Origin of the sequence: Streptomyces sp. NPDC059564 (assembly GCF_042735575.1) — a bacterium.
GTDB lineage: Bacteria > Actinomycetota > Actinomycetes > Streptomycetales > Streptomycetaceae > Streptomyces.
On the sequence record NZ_JBHWBP010000120.1, the window covers coordinates 1 to 20,744 of the forward strand.

At 71.4% G+C, this 20,744-nt stretch carries 22 protein-coding genes; 13 read left to right on the plus strand and 9 right to left on the minus strand.

Annotated features, from left to right (window positions below; translation table 11 throughout):
• Positions 1 to 759: a peptidoglycan-binding protein gene (locus ACFV0Q_RS20880; RefSeq protein WP_385007439.1), complete on the plus strand. Its 759-nt coding sequence runs from the start codon at positions 1 to 3 to the stop codon at positions 757 to 759.
• Between the two features lie 266 nt (positions 760 to 1,025).
• On the opposite strand, the gene ACFV0Q_RS20885 is transcribed toward ACFV0Q_RS20880, so the two are convergent.
• Positions 1,026 to 2,051 carry a hypothetical protein gene (locus ACFV0Q_RS20885; protein WP_385007441.1) on the minus strand — a complete coding sequence of 342 codons (1,026 nt, stop codon included), beginning with the start codon at positions 2,049 to 2,051 and terminating at the stop codon, positions 1,026 to 1,028.
• Positions 2,051 to 2,803, minus strand: a complete 753-nt coding sequence (locus ACFV0Q_RS20890; protein ID WP_385007482.1) for an RNA polymerase sigma factor — start codon at positions 2,801 to 2,803, stop codon at positions 2,051 to 2,053. Before ACFV0Q_RS20890 ends, ACFV0Q_RS20885 begins: the two co-directional genes overlap by 1 nt.
• A 401-nt stretch (positions 2,804 to 3,204) precedes the next feature.
• On the opposite strand from ACFV0Q_RS20890, the gene ACFV0Q_RS20895 reads away from it, so the two are divergent.
• The 10 genes from ACFV0Q_RS20895 to ACFV0Q_RS20940 all read left to right on the plus strand — a co-directional run bounded on the left by ACFV0Q_RS20895 (position 3,205) and on the right by ACFV0Q_RS20940 (position 11,082).
• Positions 3,205 to 3,825 (plus strand): 2-oxo-4-hydroxy-4-carboxy-5-ureidoimidazoline decarboxylase, encoded by a 621-nt coding sequence (locus tag ACFV0Q_RS20895; protein WP_385007443.1) that lies wholly within the window; start codon positions 3,205 to 3,207, stop codon positions 3,823 to 3,825.
• A gap of 152 nt (positions 3,826 to 3,977) precedes the next feature.
• Positions 3,978 to 4,358, plus strand: coding sequence for a succinate dehydrogenase, cytochrome b556 subunit (gene sdhC, locus ACFV0Q_RS20900; protein WP_385007445.1), 381 nt, complete (start codon positions 3,978 to 3,980; stop codon positions 4,356 to 4,358).
• 5 nt (positions 4,359 to 4,363) lie between these two features.
• A complete protein-coding gene (locus ACFV0Q_RS20905; RefSeq protein WP_385007447.1) occupies positions 4,364 to 4,855 on the plus strand; it encodes a succinate dehydrogenase hydrophobic membrane anchor subunit in 492 nt (163 codons plus the stop codon).
• A 23-nt stretch (positions 4,856 to 4,878) separates the two neighbouring features.
• Positions 4,879 to 6,633, plus strand: coding sequence for a succinate dehydrogenase flavoprotein subunit (gene sdhA / locus ACFV0Q_RS20910; RefSeq protein WP_385007449.1), 1,755 nt, complete (start codon positions 4,879 to 4,881; stop codon positions 6,631 to 6,633).
• Positions 6,633 to 7,400: a succinate dehydrogenase iron-sulfur subunit gene (locus ACFV0Q_RS20915; protein WP_385007451.1), complete on the plus strand. Its 768-nt coding sequence runs from the start codon at positions 6,633 to 6,635 to the stop codon at positions 7,398 to 7,400. Before sdhA ends, ACFV0Q_RS20915 begins: the two co-directional genes overlap by 1 nt.
• A gap of 207 nt (positions 7,401 to 7,607) precedes the next feature.
• Complete coding sequence (locus ACFV0Q_RS20920; RefSeq protein WP_385007453.1) at positions 7,608 to 8,213, plus strand: Uma2 family endonuclease; 606 nt, start codon at positions 7,608 to 7,610, stop codon at positions 8,211 to 8,213.
• 81 nt (positions 8,214 to 8,294) lie between these two features.
• Positions 8,295 to 9,395, plus strand: coding sequence for a serine hydrolase domain-containing protein (locus tag ACFV0Q_RS20925; RefSeq protein ID WP_385007455.1), 1,101 nt, complete (start codon positions 8,295 to 8,297; stop codon positions 9,393 to 9,395).
• Positions 9,396 to 9,505: 110 nt separating this feature from the next.
• Positions 9,506 to 9,910 (plus strand): hypothetical protein, encoded by a 405-nt coding sequence (locus ACFV0Q_RS20930; protein ID WP_385007457.1) that lies wholly within the window; start codon positions 9,506 to 9,508, stop codon positions 9,908 to 9,910.
• A gap of 3 nt (positions 9,911 to 9,913) precedes the next feature.
• Positions 9,914 to 10,339 carry a thiol-disulfide oxidoreductase DCC family protein gene (locus ACFV0Q_RS20935; protein WP_385007459.1) on the plus strand — a complete coding sequence of 142 codons (426 nt, stop codon included), beginning with the start codon at positions 9,914 to 9,916 and terminating at the stop codon, positions 10,337 to 10,339.
• Positions 10,340 to 10,350: 11 nt separating this feature from the next.
• Entirely contained in the window at positions 10,351 to 11,082 is a 732-nt protein-coding gene (locus ACFV0Q_RS20940; protein WP_385007461.1) for a TetR family transcriptional regulator, read from the plus strand.
• Positions 11,083 to 11,100: 18 nt separating this feature from the next.
• Here ACFV0Q_RS20940 and ACFV0Q_RS20945 read toward each other — a convergent pair whose 3' ends face one another.
• Positions 11,101 to 12,360 carry an MFS transporter gene (locus ACFV0Q_RS20945; RefSeq protein ID WP_385007463.1) on the minus strand — a complete coding sequence of 420 codons (1,260 nt, stop codon included), beginning with the start codon at positions 12,358 to 12,360 and terminating at the stop codon, positions 11,101 to 11,103.
• Positions 12,361 to 12,469: 109 nt separating this feature from the next.
• On the opposite strand from ACFV0Q_RS20945, the gene ACFV0Q_RS20950 reads away from it, so the two are divergent.
• Positions 12,470 to 12,991 (plus strand): MarR family winged helix-turn-helix transcriptional regulator, encoded by a 522-nt coding sequence (locus tag ACFV0Q_RS20950; protein ID WP_385007465.1) that lies wholly within the window; start codon positions 12,470 to 12,472, stop codon positions 12,989 to 12,991.
• On the opposite strand, the gene ACFV0Q_RS20955 is transcribed toward ACFV0Q_RS20950, so the two are convergent.
• The 3 genes from ACFV0Q_RS20955 to ACFV0Q_RS20965 form a co-directional block, all read right to left on the minus strand.
• Positions 12,978 to 14,534 carry an ABC transporter substrate-binding protein gene (locus tag ACFV0Q_RS20955; RefSeq protein ID WP_385007468.1) on the minus strand — a complete coding sequence of 519 codons (1,557 nt, stop codon included), beginning with the start codon at positions 14,532 to 14,534 and terminating at the stop codon, positions 12,978 to 12,980. The two genes, ACFV0Q_RS20950 and ACFV0Q_RS20955, sit on opposite strands and share 14 nt — an antisense overlap.
• A gap of 100 nt (positions 14,535 to 14,634) precedes the next feature.
• Positions 14,635 to 16,083, minus strand: coding sequence for a metallophosphoesterase (locus ACFV0Q_RS20960; RefSeq protein WP_385007470.1), 1,449 nt, complete (start codon positions 16,081 to 16,083; stop codon positions 14,635 to 14,637).
• Entirely contained in the window at positions 16,080 to 16,325 is a 246-nt protein-coding gene (locus tag ACFV0Q_RS20965; protein ID WP_385007472.1) for an SCO4848 family membrane protein, read from the minus strand. The genes ACFV0Q_RS20960 and ACFV0Q_RS20965 overlap by 4 nt, the downstream gene beginning before the upstream one ends.
• Before the next feature lie 121 nt (positions 16,326 to 16,446).
• Between ACFV0Q_RS20965 and ACFV0Q_RS20970 the strand changes: the two genes are divergently transcribed.
• Positions 16,447 to 17,688 carry a D-alanyl-D-alanine carboxypeptidase family protein gene (locus tag ACFV0Q_RS20970; RefSeq protein WP_385007474.1) on the plus strand — a complete coding sequence of 414 codons (1,242 nt, stop codon included), beginning with the start codon at positions 16,447 to 16,449 and terminating at the stop codon, positions 17,686 to 17,688.
• A 5-nt stretch (positions 17,689 to 17,693) separates the two neighbouring features.
• Here the strand turns inward: ACFV0Q_RS20970 and ACFV0Q_RS20975 are convergent, their stop codons facing one another.
• The 3 genes from ACFV0Q_RS20975 to trpS form a co-directional block, all read right to left on the minus strand.
• Positions 17,694 to 18,617 (minus strand): YihY/virulence factor BrkB family protein, encoded by a 924-nt coding sequence (locus ACFV0Q_RS20975; protein WP_385007476.1) that lies wholly within the window; start codon positions 18,615 to 18,617, stop codon positions 17,694 to 17,696.
• Positions 18,618 to 18,783: 166 nt separating this feature from the next.
• Positions 18,784 to 19,368: a 2'-5' RNA ligase family protein gene (locus ACFV0Q_RS20980; RefSeq protein ID WP_385007478.1), complete on the minus strand. Its 585-nt coding sequence runs from the start codon at positions 19,366 to 19,368 to the stop codon at positions 18,784 to 18,786.
• Positions 19,369 to 19,451: 83 nt separating this feature from the next.
• Positions 19,452 to 20,465 (minus strand): tryptophan--tRNA ligase, encoded by a 1,014-nt coding sequence (gene trpS / locus ACFV0Q_RS20985; protein WP_385007480.1) that lies wholly within the window; start codon positions 20,463 to 20,465, stop codon positions 19,452 to 19,454.
• Positions 20,466 to 20,744: the final 279 nt, after the last annotated feature.

The window sequence follows — 20,744 nt, forward strand, 5'->3', positions numbered from 1 at the left end:
GTGGGGGTGTTTGCGCCCCCCGCGTCCCCCTCGGCGTCGGACGACGCCAAGCCGGGCGAGTCCTCGCCGGCCGCCTCGCCCTCGCAGTCCTCGTCCCCCTCGGCCTCCGCCGCGCAGACGCCCGGCGTGAAGCCGATCATGGCGAACGGCGACGAGAGCGACCAGATCCGCGACCTGCAGGCACGGCTGCGCCAGCTGAAGCTGCTGTCGACGGCGCCGACCGGCTTCTACGGCTCGAAGACGACCGCCGCGGTCAAGACCTTCCAGTCCCGGCACGGGCTCGGTGCGACCGGTTCGGTGGACGAGGCGACCTGGCAGAAGGTCCAGAGCCTGACCAAGAAGCCGACGGACGACGAGCTGCGGCCGCCGACCACCAACGAGGTCGACGCCCCGGACCCGCGCTGCATGCAGGGCCGGGTCATGTGCATCAGCAAGGAGAGCCGCACCCTCGCCTGGATGATCGACGGCAAGGTGGTCTCCACGATGGACGTGCGTTTCGGCTCGGAGAACACGCCGACCCGTGAGGGCCTGTTCGAGGTGGGCTGGAAGGCCAAGGACTGGGTGTCGACGATCTACCACACGCCGATGCCGTACTCGATGTTCTTCAGCGAGGGCCAGGCGGTGCACTACTCGTCGGACTTCGCGGCCCGCGGTTACGCCGGTGCCTCGCACGGCTGCGTGAACGTCCGCGACAAGGCGAAGCTGTCGGCGCTGTTCGACCAGGTGAAGGTCGGCGACAAGGTCGTCGTCTACTGGTGAGACCGGTCGGAAGTTGAGGGCGCGGGCAGGGCCGGGGGAACGTGCCCCGCCCGCGCCGGTTGCGCAGAGCCCAGGGGTACGGGGGGAACCCCGGCTCATGCGCGGCCGATGACCAGTCGGCTCAATATGTACTGCGCCGGGCCCCCCGAAAGTGTTACTGCCTGCCGCGCGGCTCATTGCGCGACCGTTTCAGCGGGCTCGGATCCACGCCGGTTCAGGGCGCGGATCCGGCGATTTTCAGCCAGATGAGCCGGTGCGTCGCAGCGTCAGCGCGTACGGAAGCCCAGCGCGCCGCCCGGCTTCACGGTCGGCGACTGGAGGATGGCGCTGCCGGGATCGACGGAACCGCTCTGCGGCATGCCGTCGCGGACCCCGTCCAGCAGGGTCTCGCAGAAGCGCGCGATCTTCGCGGGGGCGCCGGCGATCTTGGAGAGCCGCTCGCGGCGGTCGTCGTTCAACCGTCCCGAGCGGTAGTCCTGGCACAGGTCGGCGGGCTTGATCTGGGCGTCCTTGTCGTGGTCCCGGCCGACCGTGCCGCCGCTCTGCTTGTCGGTGGACTTGTCGCGGCCGCCGTCGGTGCCCGTGCCGCCGAAGCCCGCGCCCGTGGTCGCGGTGCCGGGGGGCGGCGCCGACAGGCTGCCCGCGGGGAAGCCGGGGATCGTACGGGTCTCCGTGCCGGGGACCTGCGAGAAGCCCGGGCCGGGCGTCGCCGGGTCCGCGCCGCCCCGCTGCGGGGTGGGCCGCAGCTGCGGGACGAGGGTGGGACCGGCGGTGTCGGCGGCGGGCGCCGGATCGCCGTCGGCGCTGATCGAGACGGCCGGGGCGGGGCCCGCGGTGTGATGCGTGACACGGTCCAGCAGTCCGCCGGCCGCGGCCGCCGCGATCCCGCCGACGGCGACTCCGGCCAGCGCGGCCGCCAGCCCGAAGCGCGCGGGACCCGAGCCGCGCCGCTGCGCGGGGATCCGTACGGGGGGTATCGGGGCGATGTCGACCAGCGGTTCACGGGCGCCGCCCGCGGCCGCCGCGCCCTCCGCTTCCGGTACGCCGGCCGGCACCGCTCCGGGCGCTGCCGCGCGCGCGGCGCGGAAGGCGGCCAGGGCGGCGGCCTCGCCGGGCAGTTCGCCCGCGCCCGCGGCGGTGCGCGGCGGCGTCAGGGCATCGAGAACGGCGCGCAGGCGGGCGGCCTCGGCCCGGGCCCAGGGGTCCGCGCCGGGTGCGACGGGGCTGGTGCCCGCGCGCAGCAGCTCTTCCGCCGTGGCCTTGTCCAGCCACGCGTTGTGCTCGTCGGCCATCACATGTCCTTCTGCGTCCGCCAACGTGAATGCGTCACACCGGTTGGTTCCACACGGCCCCCCGCCCGCGCGCGCTGCGCGGGCACGGCGTCGAGATCGCGCTCCCGGGCCTGGCCACCGGCATTATGACCGACCGCCCGGACGGGACCGCCGCCGCGTTCCGCTTCGAGTTCGATCGGACCCGCCGGGCCCGCGGAGCCGAACTCGGCGGCCAGCAGTTCCGCGAGCTTCTTCAGGCCCCGGTGCGCGGCCGTGCGGACGGCGCCGGGCCGCTTGCCCAGCGTCTCGGCCGCGCTCTTCGCGTCGAGTCCGACGACCACCCGCAGGACGACGGCCTCCGCCTGGTCCTGGGGGAGCTGGGCTATCAGCGCCATGGTGCGGCCGGTGGACAGGGCCTCCATGGCCTCGCCCGCGGTGTCGCAGTCGGCGGCCCGCCCGGTGAGCTCGGTCTCGTCGCCGCCGATGGCGGGGCGGCGGCCGCGCATGCGGATGTGGTCGAGGGCCCGGTTGCGGGCGATGCGGGCGGCCCAGCCGCGGAAGCGGTCGGCGTCGCCGGTGAAGGAGTCGAGGTCGCGGGCGATCTGCAGCCATGCCTCGGAGGTCACGTCCTCGGCATCGCCGTCACCGACGAGCGTGCGTACGTATCCGAGCAGGCGCGGGTGCACGGCGCGGTACACAGTCCGGAACGCGCTTTCGTCGCCGTCCTGTGCCGCGAGCACCGCGGCGGTCAGCTCCGCGTCGTCCCCCAGCAAAGTCCCCAACCGTTTCAACGTCCTGTACGTGTGGCGCAAATCCGCACGTTACGGCTTTCGTGACCCTCTCGTCCACGACTTGTACAACCAGCAACCAACCCTGCGCGGAGCGGGGTGTGACACAAAACGCACTCCGGGCGCTGACAGGGGTACGGGCTTGTCGCACGAGTCCGTGTCGGATGGCGGCCGGGGCCTCTCCTGTGGGGGGTGGCGGTCTCGGTCGCCCTCCCCATCTTCCCGGCTTCCCGGGCTTCCCCAGTTTCCCAGGGCCCTTCGCCTGCCCCGATCCGGCCGATTGACCCCTGCCGATCCCCGCCGGCCCCTGTCGGAGTCGTCCTTTCGGCTCACTTCCGGGTGAAATCCCCTCATGGGCGGGGCACTCCCCCTCCGCGCTCGCTAGCGTGGCGGTACACCCGCGCCACGCCCCGAGGAGAACTCCGCTGTCCAGCCACCTTCCGGCACAGGTCCGCGGCCCGGCCTCCGCCCCCGGCACCGGGCTGGCGCGCTTCAACTCCCTGCCCCTCGAAGCCGCCCGGACGGCCCTCGCGCACTGCTGCGGCAGCCGGCGGTGGGCGCACCGGATGGCCGCCCACCGCCCCTACCCGGACACCGCGTCCCTGCTGGCGGCGGTCGACGAGGCCTCGTACGACCTCTCCCAGGGCGATCTGACGGAGGCGCTGGCCCGCGAGTCCTCGGCCGAGCTGGGCCACGGGGCGCCGTACGCGGCGCTCCTCGCCCTCGACGCGGCCCGGGCGCAGTACGAGCGCACCTTCGGGCACGCCTTCGTGATCTGCCTGGACGGGCACCCGCCGGAGGAGCGGGTGGACCAGCTGCTGGCCGCGATCCGCCGCAGACTCGCTCACGAGGTGGACGAGGAACGCTCCATCGCGGCCGACGAACTGCGCCTCGTCGCCCGCTCCCGGCTGACGCTCCTGCTGGACCGGCTGGCCGGGCTGCGCCGCACCGACCCCGACGATGGGCTGTCTGAGGCCGATTTCGGGCTATTCGCCCCTGTGGGATAGCCCGTCCGTGCCTGTTTGATCACACCGATGGACCCGGCGCAAGGGAACCGACAAAGCGTCGCTACGATGTCCGGGGCCGGAGGACCGTACCCGGCCGGGCCCGACCGACAAAGAAGCCGGCTGGCCCCCGCCCCGCTTCCGGAGGGTTTTCCGTGCCGGCTGGAACGTTGTACCGCGGCCGGGAAGGAATGTGGTCCTGGGTGGCTCATCGAGTCACCGGCGTCCTCATTTTCTTCTTCCTGTTCGTACACGTCCTCGACACCGCTCTCGTCCGCGTCTCCCCTGAGGCGTACGACGATGTCGTGGCTACCTACAAGACTCCGATCGTCGCGCTGCTGGAGTACGGCCTCGTGGCCGCCATCCTGTTCCACGCGCTCAACGGTCTTCGCGTGATCGCCGTGGACTTCTGGTCCAAGGGTCCCCGTCTCCAGAAGCAGATGCTCTGGGGCGTCGTGATCGTCTGGCTCATCCTGATGATCATGGCTGTGTACCCCGTCCTCGGCCACGCCTACCGCGTTCTGTTCGGGGAGTGACACGCATGTCTTCTGACACTTCTTCCGCCAAGGCCATCGGCGATGTCGGGTCCGTATCGGGCGTCTCCCTCTACGACGTCGAGAACCCGGCGCCGTACATCGAGGCCCCGCGCAAGCGGACCGGCAAGACGCCCCGTTCGACCCGCGGCAACTTCGAGATGGCCGCGTGGCTCTTCATGCGCCTCTCGGGCATCGTGCTGGTCGTGCTGGTCATCGGCCACCTGCTGATCCAGCTGGTGCTGGACGGCGGCGTCTCCAAGGTCGGCTTCGCCTTCGTGGCCGGCCGCTGGGCGTCCCCGTTCTGGCAGGTCTGGGACCTGCTGATGCTGTGGCTGGCCATGCTGCACGGCGCCAACGGTCTGCGTACCGTCATCAACGACTACGCGGAGCGCGCCAACACGCGGCTGTGGCTGAAGGGCCTGCTCTACACCGCCACGGTGTTCACCATCCTTCTGGGCACGCTGGTGATCTTCACCTTCGACCCGAACATCCGCTAGGCAACGGGGCTGAGGCGAATCCCATGAAGATCCACAAGTACGACACCGTCATCGTCGGGGCGGGCGGCGCAGGCATGCGCGCCGCCATCGAGTCGACGAAGCGCAGCCGCACCGCGGTGCTGACGAAGCTCTACCCCACCCGCTCCCACACGGGCGCCGCGCAGGGCGGCATGGCCGCCGCGCTGGCCAACGTGGAGGACGACAACTGGGAGTGGCACACCTTCGACACGGTCAAGGGCGGTGACTACCTGGTCGACCAGGACGCCGCCGAGATCCTGGCGAAGGAAGCCATCGACGCGGTCCTCGACCTCGAGAAGATGGGCCTGCCGTTCAACCGCACCCCGGACGGCACCATCGACCAGCGCCGCTTCGGCGGTCACTCCCGCAACCACGGCGAGGCGCCGGTCCGCCGGTCCTGCTACGCCGCGGACCGCACCGGCCACATGATCCTCCAGACGCTGTACCAGAACTGCGTCAAGGAGGGCGTGGAGTTCTTCAACGAGTTCTACGTCCTGGACCAGCTGCTGGTCGAGGTCGACGGCGTGAAGAAGTCCGCCGGCGTGGTCGCGTACGAGCTCGCCACCGGTGAGCTCCACATCTTCCAGGCGAAGGCCGTCATCTACGCCTCCGGCGGCACCGGCAAGTTCTTCAAGGTGACCTCCAACGCGCACACCCTGACGGGTGACGGCCAGGCGGCCTGCTACCGCCGCGGCCTGCCGCTGGAGGACATGGAGTTCTTCCAGTTCCACCCGACGGGCATCTGGCGCATGGGCATCCTGCTGACGGAGGGCGCCCGCGGTGAGGGCGGCATCCTCCGCAACAAGGACGGCGAGCGCTTCATGGAGAAGTACGCGCCGGTCATGAAGGACCTCGCGTCCCGTGACGTCGTCTCGCGCTCCATCTACACGGAGATCCGCGAGGGCCGCGGCTGCGGCCCCGCCGGCGACCACGTGTACCTGGACCTGACGCACCTCCCGCCGGAGCAGCTCGACGCGAAGCTCCCGGACATCACGGAGTTCGCGCGCACCTACCTGGGCATCGAGCCGTACACGGACCCGATCCCGATCCAGCCCACCGCGCACTACGCCATGGGCGGCATCCCGACGAACGTCGAGGGTGAGGTCCTGGCGGACAACACCACCGTCGTCCCGGGCCTGTACGCGGCCGGCGAGGTCGCGTGCGTGTCGGTGCACGGCGCCAACCGTCTGGGCACCAACTCGCTGCTGGACATCAACGTGTTCGGCAAGCGCTCCGGCATCGCGGCGGCGAAGTACTCGGCCGAGAACGACTACGTCGAGCTGCCGGAGAACCCGGCGCAGCAGGTCGCCGACCTCGTCGAGCAGCTGCGCAACTCCACGGGCAAGGAGCGGGTCGCCGACCTGCGTCTGGAGCTCCAGGAGACGATGGACGCCTGCGTGATGGTGTTCCGCACCGAGCAGACCATCAAGACCGCGGTCGAGAAGATCGCGGAGCTGCGCGAGCGCTACAAGAACGTGTCCGTCCAGGACAAGGGCAAGCGCTTCAACACGGACCTGCTGGAGGCCATCGAGCTGGGCAACCTGCTCGACCTGGCCGAGGTCATGGCCGTGTCCGCGCTGGCGCGCAAGGAGTCCCGCGGCGGTCACTACCGCGAGGACTACCCGAACCGCGACGACGTCAACTTCATGCGCCACACCATGGCGTACCGCGAGGTCGGCGACGACGGCAAGGACTCCGTCCGGCTGGACTACAAGCCCGTCGTCGTCACCCGCTACCAGCCGATGGAGCGTAAGTACTGATGGGCACCCCGACCCTGAGCAAGACGGACCAGATGGAGGCCGCGGCCGCGGCCTCGCCCTTCATCACGGTCACGTTCCGGATCCGCCGCTTCAACCCCGAGATCTCGGACGAGTCGCAGTGGCAGGACTTCCAGATCGAGATCGACCCGAAGGAGCGCGTGCTCGACGGTCTCCACAAGATCAAGTGGGACCTCGACGGCACGCTGACCTTCCGGCGGTCCTGCGCGCACGGCATCTGCGGCTCCGACGCGATGCGGATCAACGGCAAGAACAGGCTCGCCTGCAAGACGCTGATCAAGGACATCAACCCGGAGAAGCCGATCACCGTCGAGGCCATCAAGGGCCTCACGGTGATGAAGGACCTCGTCGTCGACATGGAGCCCTTCTTCCAGGCGTACCGCGACGTCATGCCGTTCCTGGTCACCAAGGGCAACGAGCCGACGCGCGAGCGCCTGCAGTCCGCCGAGGACCGCGAGCGCTTCGACGACACCACCAAGTGCATCCTGTGCGCCGCGTGCACGTCCTCGTGCCCGGTGTTCTGGAACGACGGCCAGTACTTCGGCCCGGCGGCGATCGTCAACGCGCACCGCTTCATCTTCGACTCGCGCGACGAGGCCGGCGAGCAGCGTCTTGAGATCCTCAACGACAAGGACGGCGTGTGGCGCTGCCGCACGACCTTCAACTGCACCGACGCCTGCCCGCGCGGCATCGAGGTCACGAAGGCCATCCAGGAAGTCAAGCGCGCGCTGATCACGCGCCGCTTCTGACCTCCCGGTCATAGCCCCACCCGAGGCCCCGCTCCCAGGACCCAGTCCCGGAAGCGGGGCTTCGTCGTGTCCTCACCCCCAGGGGTGAAGGGGCGGACGGAAGAACCTTTCATCGGACCGGTGGGCCCACGGACGGCGGTACGGTCACGGACGTCGCTTGTACTGGAGCGCTGTCCGCACCCACACTGAGAGAAGGAGGCGCTTTCCATGTCCGCTCTCGCCCATGAGGCGCCGTACGACCCAGGTTTCGACGAAGGCCTCTGGCAGACCTGGAAGGCGATGGACCTTCCGGAGGGCTACCGGGCCGAGATCATCGAAGGGTCCATCGAGGTGTCTCCTACCGGCCGCCGCCGCCACACCGTCCTCGTCCATCGTCTCCGTTGGCTTCTGGACGCCCATCTCGCAGACAGCGGGTTCAGGGTCTTCAATGGCGGAAACGTCATCCGTGGCCGGAAGGTCTGCATCCCCGATCTCTTCGTGGGTCCCGAGGACCTGGACGAGATCCCGGATGAAGAGGGGCTGGGGGTGGACGCCACCCGTGTCCCGCTGGTCGCGGAGATCGTCTCCCCCGGCAAGGACGCCCACCGGCGCGACCACATCCGCAAGCAGCGCTGGTACGCCCTGGCCGGCATCCCCGTCTCCGTCGTCATCGACGACTTCGACGACGAGGGCACGGTGACCGTGTTCAGCGGTCCCGATCCCGAAAAGGGGACCTACGCCACGAAGACCACCGTCTCGTACGGGACCACCGTGGCCATCCCCGACGGACCGGCCAAGGGGCTGGAGATCACCGAGACCCTGACGCGCCCCTAGACGGGGGCCCAGGGGTCTGCCAGGGGTGGGTCAGGGTGGGCCCTGTGGTGTGGAGATCTTCTTCCGCACAGAGTTGGGGGCATGACGAAGCCCGTGAACTCTCGCTCCCGTACCGGCCGTTGGGCCGGGATCGCCGTCGCCGGTGCGGCTCTCGTGGCGGTTTCCGCCGCCGCGCTGCCGGCCTCCGCCGCCACCGGTGGGCCGGGGCCCGTCGCGGTGGGTGCCGCGCCGGTCGACCGTACGGCCCTGGCCGGGCTGATGACGCCGGACGGGGTGGGCAGCGGGACCATGGTGCGGATCACCGGGCCGGGTGTGCGCCTGGCCGGGGCCACCGGGGGGCTCTCGCAGGACCCGGCCGCGAGCTTCCGCATCGGCAGCATCACCAAGGTGTTCACCTCCACCGTGGTACTCCAGCTCGTGGGCGAAGGCCGGTTCACCCTGGACACCCCGGTGCGGGAACTCCTTCCCGGGACCCTCCCCGCCTCGTGGGCGCCGATCACCGTACGGCAGCTCCTCAGCCACACCAGCGGCCTGCGGCTGCCCTGCGTGGCCCCGGAGAACCCCGCCTCCCCCACCCCGGCCGCCGTGATCGCGGCCCTCACCGACCCGAAGTGCCCCGCCGCCGAGTCCCCCGTCACCACCCAGCAGTACAACGGCATCAACTACTTCCTGCTCGGCATGGTCATCGAGAAGGCCACCGGCCGCTCGTACGCCGACGAGGTCCAGCGCCGCATCGCCCGCCCGCTCGGCCTGCGCCACACCTACGTTCCGCGGCCCGGGGACACCTCGATCCCCAGCCCCTCCCTCGCCGCGCCCGTCGCCGACGACCCCTGGGCCTGGGCCGAGGGCGGCATGATCTCCACCGCCCCGGAGCTGGAGCACTTCCTGCGGTCCCTGCTGCGCGGCAGGCTGCTGGCACCCGCCCAGCAGGCGGAGCTGTTCCGCATGCCGAAGCTCTCCGAGGGCGTGCGGGACCGGTTCAGCACGGCCGGACTGCTGCGCGCCGAGCTGGAGGACGGCACGGTGGTCTGGGGCAAGACCGGCTCCAAGGTGCCGAACGCCAACGGCCTGTTCGGGACGCGGGACGGCGACCGCGTCCTGGTCTTCTCGTACACGGTGGCCGCCCGGGACCCGGAGGTGCAGCGGGCCCGCGCCGAGGCCCTCGTCGAGGCGTCGTTCTGAGCGGTGGCCGAGAACCGCAACGCCACCGCGCCATTCGCTTGAACCTGTTCAAAAAGAGGTCTAGAGTCATCGACGTCAGCAGTTGAACACGTTCAAGGGGGCTGAGGGCAATGGACCTCACCGTGGTCGCGTACGTCATCTACCTGCTCATCAGCATCGGACTCACCGTCTGGGTGGCCCGTACGCTCAGCCGCAACGGCCGCGTCTTCATCGGCGACGTCCTGCAGGGGAACGAGAAGCTCGCCGACGCCGTCAACCAGCTCCTGGTGGTCGGCTTCTACCTCGTGAACATCGGCTTCGTGACCCTCTACCTGCGGTCGAGCGAAGACATCATCGCGGCCCGCGACCTCTTCGAGGCGCTGTCGGTGAAGCTCGGCGTCGTCCTGCTGGTCCTCGGCGTCATGCACCTCGGCAACGTGTGGGTGCTCAACAAGATGCGCCGCCGCGGGATCATGGAGCGCCAGCAGACCCCGCCGGTCGCCCCCCAGGCGTGGACCGCTCCGGCCGGGGCCTGACCGGTGGCTCCGGCGGCGGAGGTCACCCGGCACCTGACCGTCCTCTACGACGCGGACTGCCCGGTGTGCGTGCACATCCGGCACTGGCTGCTCGGGCAGCGGTGGCTGGTCCCGCTGCGGCTGGTGCCGGCCGCCTCCTTCCAGGCACGGGACCGGTTCCCGCAGCTGGACCACGCGGCCACCCTCCGCGAGATCACCGTGATCAGCGACCGGGGGCAGGTGTGGACGGGCACCGACGCCTTCATCGTCTGCCTGTGGGCGCTGGCCGAGCACCGGCCGAAGGCGAACTGGCTGGCCACCGCGGCCGGCCGGCCCTTCGCCCGGGCGGCCATGTACACGGCCGCCGCCGTCCGCCATGCGGTACGTACCAATTCCGAAGCGGAGTCCGGAGAACCGGCCTGTGACGAGCAGTGCGCCGCACCCCGATAAGGTCGGACACCGTGACAGATCAGAAGGCGCCCAAGAGCGAGCAGACCCGCACGCTCATCCTCGAAACCGCGCTCCGGCTCTTCCAGGAGCGCGGGTTCGACAAGACGACCATGCGGGGCATCGCCAAGGAGGCGGGGGTCTCGGTCGGCAACGCGTACTACTACTTCGAGTCGAAGGAGCACCTGGTCCAGGGCTTCTACGACCGGATCGGCGCCGCGCACCAGGCGGCGGTCCGGCCGATCCTGGACCGGGAGACCGATCTCCAGAAGCGGCTCGCGGGGGTCCTGACGAGCTGGCTGGACATCGCGGCGCCGTACCACGAGTTCGCCTCGCAGTTCTTCAAGAACGCGGCGGACCCGGAGAGTCCGCTCAGCCCCTTCTCGCCGGAATCGGAACCGGCGCGCAAGGCGGCCATCGACATGCACCGCGAGGTGCTGGCCGGGGCGAAGACCAAGGTGCCGGCCGAACTGGCCGACGTACTGCCGGAACTGATGTGGCTCTCGCAGATGGGCCTGGTCCTGTACTGGGTCTTCGACCGCTCGCCGAACAGCGAGAAGACGCGGCGGCTGGCGGAACGCGGAGCGCAGCTGACGACGCGGGGCATCGTCCTGGCCCGGTTCCGGGTGCTGCGCCCGCTGGTGCGCGAGGTGCACGAGCTGTTCGCGGACTTCCTGCCGGGCATGGCCCAGACGGCGGTCTCGCGCGGCCGGCGGGCGTCGGACCCGCACCCCGAGGAGGGGTGACGGGTCCTCGGGACCCCCTCAGGAACCCAGGACCAGCAGGGCCGCCACGGCCGGGCCGAAGGCGCCGCCCAGCTGGTAGCAGAGGGTGAACAGGCCGATGGCGGCCGGGCGCTGGGCCGGGTCGGAGGCGGCGGCCACGGCGTGGGTGGACAGGACGGCGTTGGCGGCACTGGCGGTGAAGACCCCCGCGGCGGTGGCGGCCAGCAGCAGCGGGCCCGAGGTGGCGAAGATCCCGGCGAGGGCGGCCAGCGCCCCGAGGGAGACGAGCACCGTACGGACGGCCGTGCGGCTCATGCGGGCCGAGGCGGCGGCGAGCAGCCAGGACAGCGCGGACCCGGCGAGCAGGGCGGCCAGCTGGCCGGTCCCGGCGGAGGCGGTGTCCCAGCCGGCACGGTCGGCGAGCAGCCGGGGCACCGAGAAGAGCAGGGTGAAGTAGGAGGCCGACAGGGCCAGCGCGAGGAGCGCCGAGACCACGAAGACGGGCCGGCGCAGCAGCGCGGCGGGCACGAACCCCTCGGGGCGGCGGCGTACGTGCAGGGCGAGCAGCGCGGCGGCGACGAGGGCCCCGCCGAGGGCGGCGAGCGGCGCGGTCGGCAGCAGCACCAGGGCGGTGGCGAGCGCGGTCAGCAGGGCGGCGCCCCGGCCGTCGAAGCGGCCGGGTGCGGGCGGGTTCGCCGCCCCGGCGCGGCGGCCGACGGCGGGTACCGCGAGCAGGGAGAGTGCCGAGACGGTCAGGGCGATCCGCCAGGACGCGGCGTCCGCGAGGGCCCGGCCGAGCAGCGGTCCGGTGGCGCCGAGCATGCCGAAGCCCGCGCTGATGACGCCCATGCGGCGGGCGGTGCCGGCGAGGCTGATCGCGGCGGCCACCAGCCCGGCGCCGCCGGCGGCCTGGGCGCAGCGGCCGAACAGGGTGAGCGCGAGCCAGGGGGAGACGACCACCAGCAGGGTGCCGGCCAGGACGAGCAGGGTGGACAGCCGCAGTACCGCGGGCAGGCCCCGGCGGCGCAGGAGTCCGGCGAGCAGCGGGGTGCCGACGGCCATGGCCCAGCCGAAGGCGGTGAGCAGCCAGGCGGCGGTGCCGGTGGCGACGCCGAGGGAGCGGGCCATGCCGGGGAGGATCAGCACCGGCGCGTTGGCCCCGGCGGCGATGGGGGTGGCCAGCAGGGCGAGCCACAGGACGGGGACGGGTGCCGCGGTGCGCGCGGTGGGCCCGGCGGCGTCGGTGGCCTTGGCCGTGCGCGTCGTACCCGTGGTGCCTGCGGTGGTGGTGGCCGTCATGGATGACCCACTCCCCTTCACGTCTCAACCTTGACAATCTCAACGTTGAGATAAAAACAGGCCGACTACCTCAACGTCAAGTGTCTTAACGTTGAGGTAATCTGTGGGCATGGAGAAGGACACGGTGGCCACGTTCATCGGCCAGTGGGAAACGGAGCGCCCCGACCTCGCGGAGGCGCTGTGGCCCGTCGAGGTGCTCGCCCGCATCCAGCGGATGACCCGGATCATCGACAAGCAGCTGAAGGCCTTCATGGCCGGACACGGGCTGGAGGTGGGCGAGTTCGACGTGCTCGCCAGCCTGCGCCGGTCCGGCCCCCCGTACGCGCTGACCGCCGGCGCCCTGATCCCGGCCGCCATGGTGACCTCGGGCGCCATCACCAACCGGATCGACCGGCTGGAGGCCAAGGGCCTGGTCGAGCGGGTGCGCGACGGCGCCGACCGCCGCTCGGTGCGGATCCGGCTGACCGAGCGGGGCCACGAGGTGAGCGAGACCGTGATGGAGGAGCACCTGCGGCACTACGCGGAACTACTGGCCCCGCTGGACCGCGCCACGTCCGAGACGGTCGCCGGGGCGCTGCGCGCCCTCCTGCTCGCGCACGGGGACACCGCGGCGGCGCCTACAGCCAGTTGAGCTCCCACAGGCGCCAGACGCCCGTGCCGTCGGAGAGGTACTGGGCGCCGGTGACGGCCTCGCGGGACATCACGTAGTCCTTCTTCTGCCAGATCGGCAGCATCGGGACCTGCTGGGAGACCAGCCGCTGGAGGTCCCGGAAGTCGTTGGCCGCCTCGCCCCGGTCCGAGAACGACTGGGTGCGGGTGATCAGTTCGTCGACGGCCTTGTCGGAGAAGCCGTTGTTCATGCTGGAGCCCGCTCCGACCAGCGGCGCGAGGAAGTTGTCCGCGTCCGGGAAGTCGGCGATCCAGCCGATCGTGTAGGCGTCGAACTCACCGGCCGCGTACGCCTTCTGGAAGTCCTCCCAGACCTCGACCGACTTGATCTTCACCTGGAACAGGGTGGTCGACTCCAGCTGCCGCTTGAGCTCCTCGGCCTCGGCGATGTTCACGCCGCGCGCGTTGACGCCCAGGGTGAGGGGGACGGGCCCGTTGATCCCGGCGTCCTTGAGGAGCTTGCGGGCGGTCTGGCCGTTCGGCGCGGGGTAGGTGTCGAAGAAGGGCGTGCTGTGCGCCGCGATGCCCGCCGGGACGAGGGAGTAGAGCGGGGTGACCGTGCCCTTGTAGATGTCCACGGTGACCTTGGAGCGGTCCAGTACGGCGGCCACCGCCTGGCGCACGGCGGGCTTCTCGGCCGCCGAGCCGGGGCGCACGTTGAAGACGATGCTACGGGTCTCCGTGCCGCCGGAGGCCTGGTAGCGGACGTCCTTCATGCCCGGGTTGAGACCGGCGAGGACCGCGGGCGGCATGTCGCGGTGCGCGACCTCCACCTGGTGGTCGCGCCAGGCCTGGTCGAGCTGCGCGGAGTCCTTGTAGTAGCGGACGGTGACCTGCGCCCGGGCCGGCTTGGCCTGGCCCTTGTACGCGGGGTTGGGCTTGAGCTCGGCGCTCCCGCCCGCCTTGTACGCGGCCAGCAGGTAGGGGCCGGTGCCGTCGGCCTTGCCCCCCTCGCGGAGCGCCTTGGCCGGGTACTTGTCCTTGTCGACGATCGAGGCGGCGCCCGTCGCGATCTTGAAGGGGAAGGTGGCGTCGCGGGCGGAGAGGTTGAAGGTGACGATGCGGCCGTCCGCCTTGACCGATTCCAGGGTGTTGAAGAGCGGCGCCGGCCCCTGGTCGGAGTTGATCTCCTTGATGCGGTCGAAGGAGAACTTCACGTCGGCCGCGGTGACCGGGCGGCCGCCCGGGAAGGTCAGGTCGGGGCGCAGCTCGCACTGGTACGTGGTCAGCTTCTGCCCGATGAACTTGCAGGAGGACGCGGCGTCCGGGACGGGGGTGTCGGAGCCGGACTTGATGGTCAGCAGCGACTGGTAGACGTTGCTGAACAGGGCCCAGGAACCGGCGTCGTAGGCACCGGCCGGGTCGAGCGCGGAGACGACGTCGGAGGTCCCGACGCGGATCACGCCCCGGCCGTCGTCGCCGGCGGGCAGCAGCTGCCAGGCGCCGACACCCGCCGCAGCGAGAACCAGCCCGGCCGCAATGATCTTCGAGCGGACAGACCGCATCCCCTGAACCCCGCCATTCGAAACTAGGCATCCGACTATCGGACACCCAATCACGGAATATCAGCCACCGGAAGGGTCTCGATGCCCCGGTCGGACCTGGTCAGGCCTGGTATGAGGCGAGTTCCACCACGGTGATGTCGGAGGGCGCGCCGACCCGTACGGGCGGCCCCCAGGCGCCGGCTCCGCGGGACACGTAGAGCTGGGTGTCGCCGTAGCGCTCCAGGCCCGCGACGGTGGGGTTGGCCAGTTCGGCCAGGTAGTTGCCGGGCCACAGCTGGCCGCCGTGGGTGTGGCCGGACAGCTGGAGGTCCACGCCGTGCCGGACCGCGTCGTGGATGACCACCGGCTGGTGGGCGAGGAGCACGGCGGTCCGCGAACGGTCGCGGTCCCCGAGGGCCGCCCGGAAGTCGGGGCCGTGGCCCTCGCTCTCCCCCTGGACGTCGTTGACCCCGGCGAGGTCGAAGTGGGGCAGCTCGCGGCGGGCGTTCTCCAAGGGGGTCAGACCGAGCTCGCGGACGTGGTCGACCCACTGCTGGGCGCCGGAGAAGTACTCGTGGTTGCCGGTGACGAAGTACGAGCCGAGGCGCGAGCGGAGCAGGCGCAGCGGCTCGGCGGCGGGGCCGAGGTCGTGGACGTCGCCGTCGACGAGGTCGCCGACGACGGCGATGAGGTCGGGCTGCGTGCGGTTGACGGTGTCGACGATGCGCTGGGTGTGGGCGCGGCCGAGGATCGGGCCGAGGTGGACGTCACTGACGACGGCGATCCGGAACCCGTGCGCCGCGCGGGGCAGCCTGGCCAGCGGCACCCTCACGCGCTTGACGCGGGGCCCGCGCAGTACTCCGTAGGTCCCGGCCCCCACGGTCCCCATCGCCGCGGCGACGGCCGCCCCGCCCACCACCCGCGAAACGAACACCCGCCGCGTGACTCCGCCCGGCTCCTTCGCGGGCGCGGCCGGGCCCTGCGGGGCTGTTCCCCTACCCGCCCCTTCCCGCAACCGGGGCTCCGCCCCGGACCCCGCAGGTTCCCCGCCTCCGGCGGAACCGGAACCGCCCGGCTCCGCCGGGGCGGAACCCCCCAGCCCCTCCGGCGTTTGAGGAGCGGGGCCCGCGGCCGCGCCGTCCGGCGCCGTCCGGCCGGCGTCCGCTGCTGCGCCCACCCGGACCGCCGGCTCGGAACTCCCCAGCCCCTCCGGCGCTTGAGGAGCGGGGCCCGGGGCCGCGGGGGTCGTCCCCGTCAGCCGGCGGAGCCACAGGCGGCGGACCGGTTCGGCCACCAGCATCGCCAGGGTCAGGTACAGCAGCACCGCCAGCCACATGTACCCCGGCCAGGCCACCAGCCGTTCCAGCCAGAACGGGGCTCCGGCCCGGCCCGCGGTCAGGGCGGCCAGTGCCAGCAGCGGCAGCGCGAACGCCAGGACCGTACCCGTCCGGCGGGCCGCACCGCCCGCGCGGGTCGTGTCACGGACCAGCCGGATCCACAGCCACCGGTGGACCAGCGCCAGCAGCGCCAGTACGGCGACGACCGCCACGATCACCACGAAAACGGTCATCGTGATTCACGCCGCAGAGCCCGCACGCCACGCAACCCGATCACACCAACGGCCGTCCCCAGGAGAAAGGACGTCACCGCGAGGAGAAGGTGGACCCAGAAGTACGCCGTAGGGTCGCCGGCCGTGTCGAAGGACAGGCCGCTGCCGTTCTTCCACAAGTTCCGGACGAAGGACACCCAGATGAACCAGCTCCACACTCCGAAGGCGAGCAGGAACCAGGAGGCGGTGCGGCTGAGTTTCATGTCCCCAGTATCGGATTCGTCCCCAGGACGGACGCGCCGGGGTGGGCCGTACCGGCGGTGGTTCACCACGGATGGCCGGTCCGGGAGGGCGGACAGCCCATCGGGATGTACGTTCACCTGCGTGTCTGCCAAAAAGACCGCGCTGACGGTCCTTTCCGCCGCGATGCTGCTCCCCGCGATGTTCGTGTCGCCCGCGCACGCCGCGCCGCCGCCCGCGCCGGCGGACGGGAAGGGCCGGCCGCCGAAGGCCCCCGCGGCCCCCGCGCCACCCGCCTCGATGTCCACGGTCGGCGGAGCCACGCTCGGCCAGCCGGGGACCCAGGTGAACCTGCTGCCCGGTGCCCCCGCCCTGCCCGCGAACCTCACCGGCCGGTCGTGGATCGTGGCGGACGCCGAGACGGGCGAGGTCCTGGCCGCGCACAACGCCCACTGGCGGCTGCCCCCCGCCTCCACCATGAAGATGCTCTTCGCGGACACGGTGCTGCCGAGCCTGCCCAAGGACCAGGTGCACCGGGTCTCCGAGCAGGAGATGTCCGGCGTCGGCGCGGGCAGCAGCCTCGTGGGGGTGAAGGAGGACATGGAGTACTCCGTCCACGACCTGTGGCTGGGTGTGTTCCTGCGCTCCGGGAACGACGCCGTGCACGTGCTGTCGGCCATGAACGGCGGGATCGACAAGACCGTCAAGGACATGCAGGCGCACGCCGAGGAACTCCAGGCGCTGGACACCCACGTGATCTCGCCGGACGGCTACGACGCCCCCGAGCAGGTGTCGAGCGCCTACGACCTCACCCTCATCGCCCGCTCCGGACTGCAGAAGCAGGACTTCCGCGAGTACTGCGGCACGGTGGAGGCGAAGTTCCCCGGCCGCCAGGAGGCCGGGAAGCCGCGCGAGTTCTTCGAGATCCAGAACACCAACCGGCTGATGACGGGCGCGGGCGGGATCAGCCCGTACAAGGGCATCGCGGGGGTGAAGAACGGCAACACCACGATGGCGGGCTCCACCTTCACCGGAGCCGCCCAGCGCGGTGACAAGAAACTGCTGGTCACGGTGATGAACCCGGATACCGGCGGGGTCAACTCGGTGTACGAGGAGACCGCCGAGCTCTTCGACTGGGGCTTCGCGGCGGCCGGGAAGGTGAAGCCGGTCGGCGAGCTGGTGCCGCCGAAGAGCGCCGACACCACCTCGCTCGGCTCGCCCGCGCAGTCGCACGAGAAGGGCTCCTCCGCGAGCGGTGACGACTCCGGCAGCAGCGGCGTCGGCACGGCGTTCGGCATCGCGGGCGGGGCGCTGGCCGTGCTGGCGGGCGGGGCGTTCGTGGTCAACCGGCGCTGGCCGCGCGGCCGCCGCGGCCAGCGGAGCTGACGGGGTCAGCCCCGCGCGGGCTCCGGGTCCGGCTTGCCGTCGCCGTCCGCGCCGCCGCCCTGCGCGCCGTCTCCGTCCGCGCCGTCGCCCGTCGCCGTCCAGGCGGAGCAGAAGAGGAGCAGCTTCGCCATGAAGTTGATCCACAGCAGCAGGGCGATCGGCACGCCGAAGGCCCCGTACATGCTCTTGCCGGCGACCTCCCGCATGTAGCCGCTGAGCAGCAGCTTGAGCAGCTCGAACCCGGCGGCGCCGATCAGCGCGGCCTGGAGCAGGCGGCCCCGCGGGGGTTCGACGCCGGGCAGCAGCGTCAGGACGTAGAGGAGCAGCAGGAAGGCGGCGAGCACGCCGACGAGGAAGGCGCAGGTGCGCAGCAGCGCGCCGCCCGCCCCGTCGCGCGGGACGCCGAGGACTTCGCCGAACTTGCCGACCGCGCTGGAACCGATGATCGACGCGGCGGCCGAGGCGAGGCCCGCGCCGCCGAGGCCGAGCAGGACCAGGGTGTCCTTGCCCTTGCGGACGATGGGGTTGCCCTGGTCCTCGTCGTCCTTGTCCCACACGGCCCGCAGGCAGTCCCGCATCGAGCCGACCCAGCCGATGCCGGTGAACAGGAGCAGGGCGCCGGCGACGAGGCCGATGGTGCCGGCGTTGGCGGCGAGTCCGTCGAGGTCGAGCTGGTCGGAGATGCCGGGGACCTGTTCGGCGAGGTTCTTCTGGAGCTTGTCGAGCTGCTCGGGGCTGAGCAGCGCCGCGCCGACGGCGATGCCGACCGTGAACAGCGGGAAGAGCGCGAGGAAGCTGATGAAGGTGATGGCGGCGGCGAGGCGGGCCCAGTGCACGCGTTCGAGGCGCTCGTAGGAGTGCCAGGCGTGCGTCCGCATCGCCGCGGACACCAGCGGCCCGATCACCGGGAGTTTCTTCAGCCAGTCCATGGGGTCACCGTAAATGAGCTGCCGGAAATAGCCGGGATTACCGCTTTCGGGGACTACGGTCGTCGATTGTGACTTTTCGCGAAGCGCGTCCGACGGGCCGCCCGTTCCACGCCCTGGTCCTGCGCGGGCTCCGGTTCCGTGCCGTCCGGGCCCTGCGGCCGCTGCGTCAGGACCGGCCGGCCGTCGTACCGGCGGCGGGCGGCGACTGTGCGGGGACGGGGGCCGGGCCGGTGCCGAAGGGGTACTCGCGGAGCTTGCGCCAGACCCCGTCCGAGCCCTGCTCGTAGAGCGCGAAGCCCTCGCAGTGCCAGGCGGCGGCGTAGTCCGCGAGCTCGGCGAACGCCCGGTCCATCGCCTCCTCGGGGATCCCGTGGGCGACCGTCACGTGCGGGTGGTACGGGAACGCCAGCTCGCGGCGGAGCGGTCCCTCGGGGTCGCGGACCCGGCCCTGGAGGCGGGTGCAGTCCGGGGCGCCCTCGGCGAGCCGGACGAAGACGACCGGCGAGAGGGGGCGGAAGGTTCCCGTCCCCTCCAGCCGCATCGGGAAGGAGCGGAAGGCCCCGGCGACCTCGGCCAGGTGGGCGCGGATCCCGGGCAGCCGGTCCGCCTCCACCTCGGTGGGCGGTACGAGGGTGACGTGCGTGGGGATGCCGTGCGCGGCTGCGTCCCCGAAGCCGGCGCGCAGCCCCTGGAGCTGGCTGCCGTACGGCTCCGGGACCGCGATCGAAACGCCGAGCGTTACGGTCCCCACGTGTGTCTCCTCCGTGTCTGTTCGGGATGCTGCCGCCTCAGTGTGGCGCCAGCACCCCCTCCGCCGCCAGGGGCCTCGGTCCGTCAGTGCTTCGCGGGCAGGAAGCCGAGGCGGTCGTAGGCCTGGGCCAGGGTCTCGGCGGCGACCGCGCGGGCCTTCTCCGCGCCCTTGGCCAGCAAGGAGTCCAGGGTCTCCGGGTCGTCCAGGTACTCCTGGGTCCGCTGCTTGAAGGGTGTGACGAAGTCGACCATCACGCCCGCGAGGTCGGTCTTGAGCGCGCCGTAGCCCTTGCCCTCGTACTGGGCCTCCAGGGCGGGGATCGTCTCGCCCGTGAGGGTGGAGTAGATCGTGAGCAGGTTGCTGACGCCGGGCTTGTTCACGGTGTCGAAGCGGACCTCGGCCTCGGTGTCGGTGACCGCGCTCTTGATCTTCTTCTCGGTGGCCTTGGGCTCGTCGAGGAGGTTGATCAGGCCCTTGGGGGAGGACGCGGACTTCGACATCTTGATCGTCGGGTCCTGGAGGTCGTAGATCTTCGCGACCTCCTTGACGATGTGCGCGGCGGGGAGCGTGAAGGTCTGACCGAAGCGCTGGTTGAAGCGCTCGGCGAGGTCGCGGGTCAGCTCGATGTGCTGGCGCTGGTCCTCGCCGACGGGGACGGCGTTCGCCTGGTAGAGCAGGATGTCGGCGACCTGGAGGATCGGGTACGTGAACAGTCCGACGGTGGCGTTGTTCGCCCCCTGCTTGGCGGACTTGTCCTTGAACTGGGTCATCCGGCTGGCCTCGCCGAAGCCGGTGATGCAGTTCATGACCCAGCCGAGCTGCGCGTGCTCGGGCACGTGGCTCTGGATGAAGAGCGTGCACCGCTCGGGGTCGAGGCCGGCCGCGAGGAGCTGCGCCGCCGAGAGCCGGGTGTTGGCCCGTAGCTCCTTCGGATCCTGCGGCATGGTGATCGCGTGCAGGTCGACCACCATGTAGAAGGCGTCGTGCGTCTCCTGCAGGGCGACGTACTGGCGGATGGCTCCGAGGTAGTTCCCGAGGTGGAACGAGCCGGAGGTGGGCTGGATGCCGGAGAGCGCGCGAGGACGATCAGAAGCCATGGCCCCATTCTCTCAGGTACGGGGCCGGGCTCGGGCCCCCCACTGGCCGGAACCTCCCGGGTCGACCCCGCCCCCGCCCGTACTCCGCACGGGTACCGGACGGTAGCGGCCCGACCGGATCTTGCCCCGGCCGATCGACCGATTCCCGCCGGGGGCCGCTACGGGGCCCTACCGCTGCGCGGGGCTCCGGCGGGCGGGGGCCCCTGCGTGCCGCAACCGCTGCGCGGAGCTTCGTGGGCGCCGCCCACCCCCGCGCCTCAAACGCCGGCGAGGCTTGAT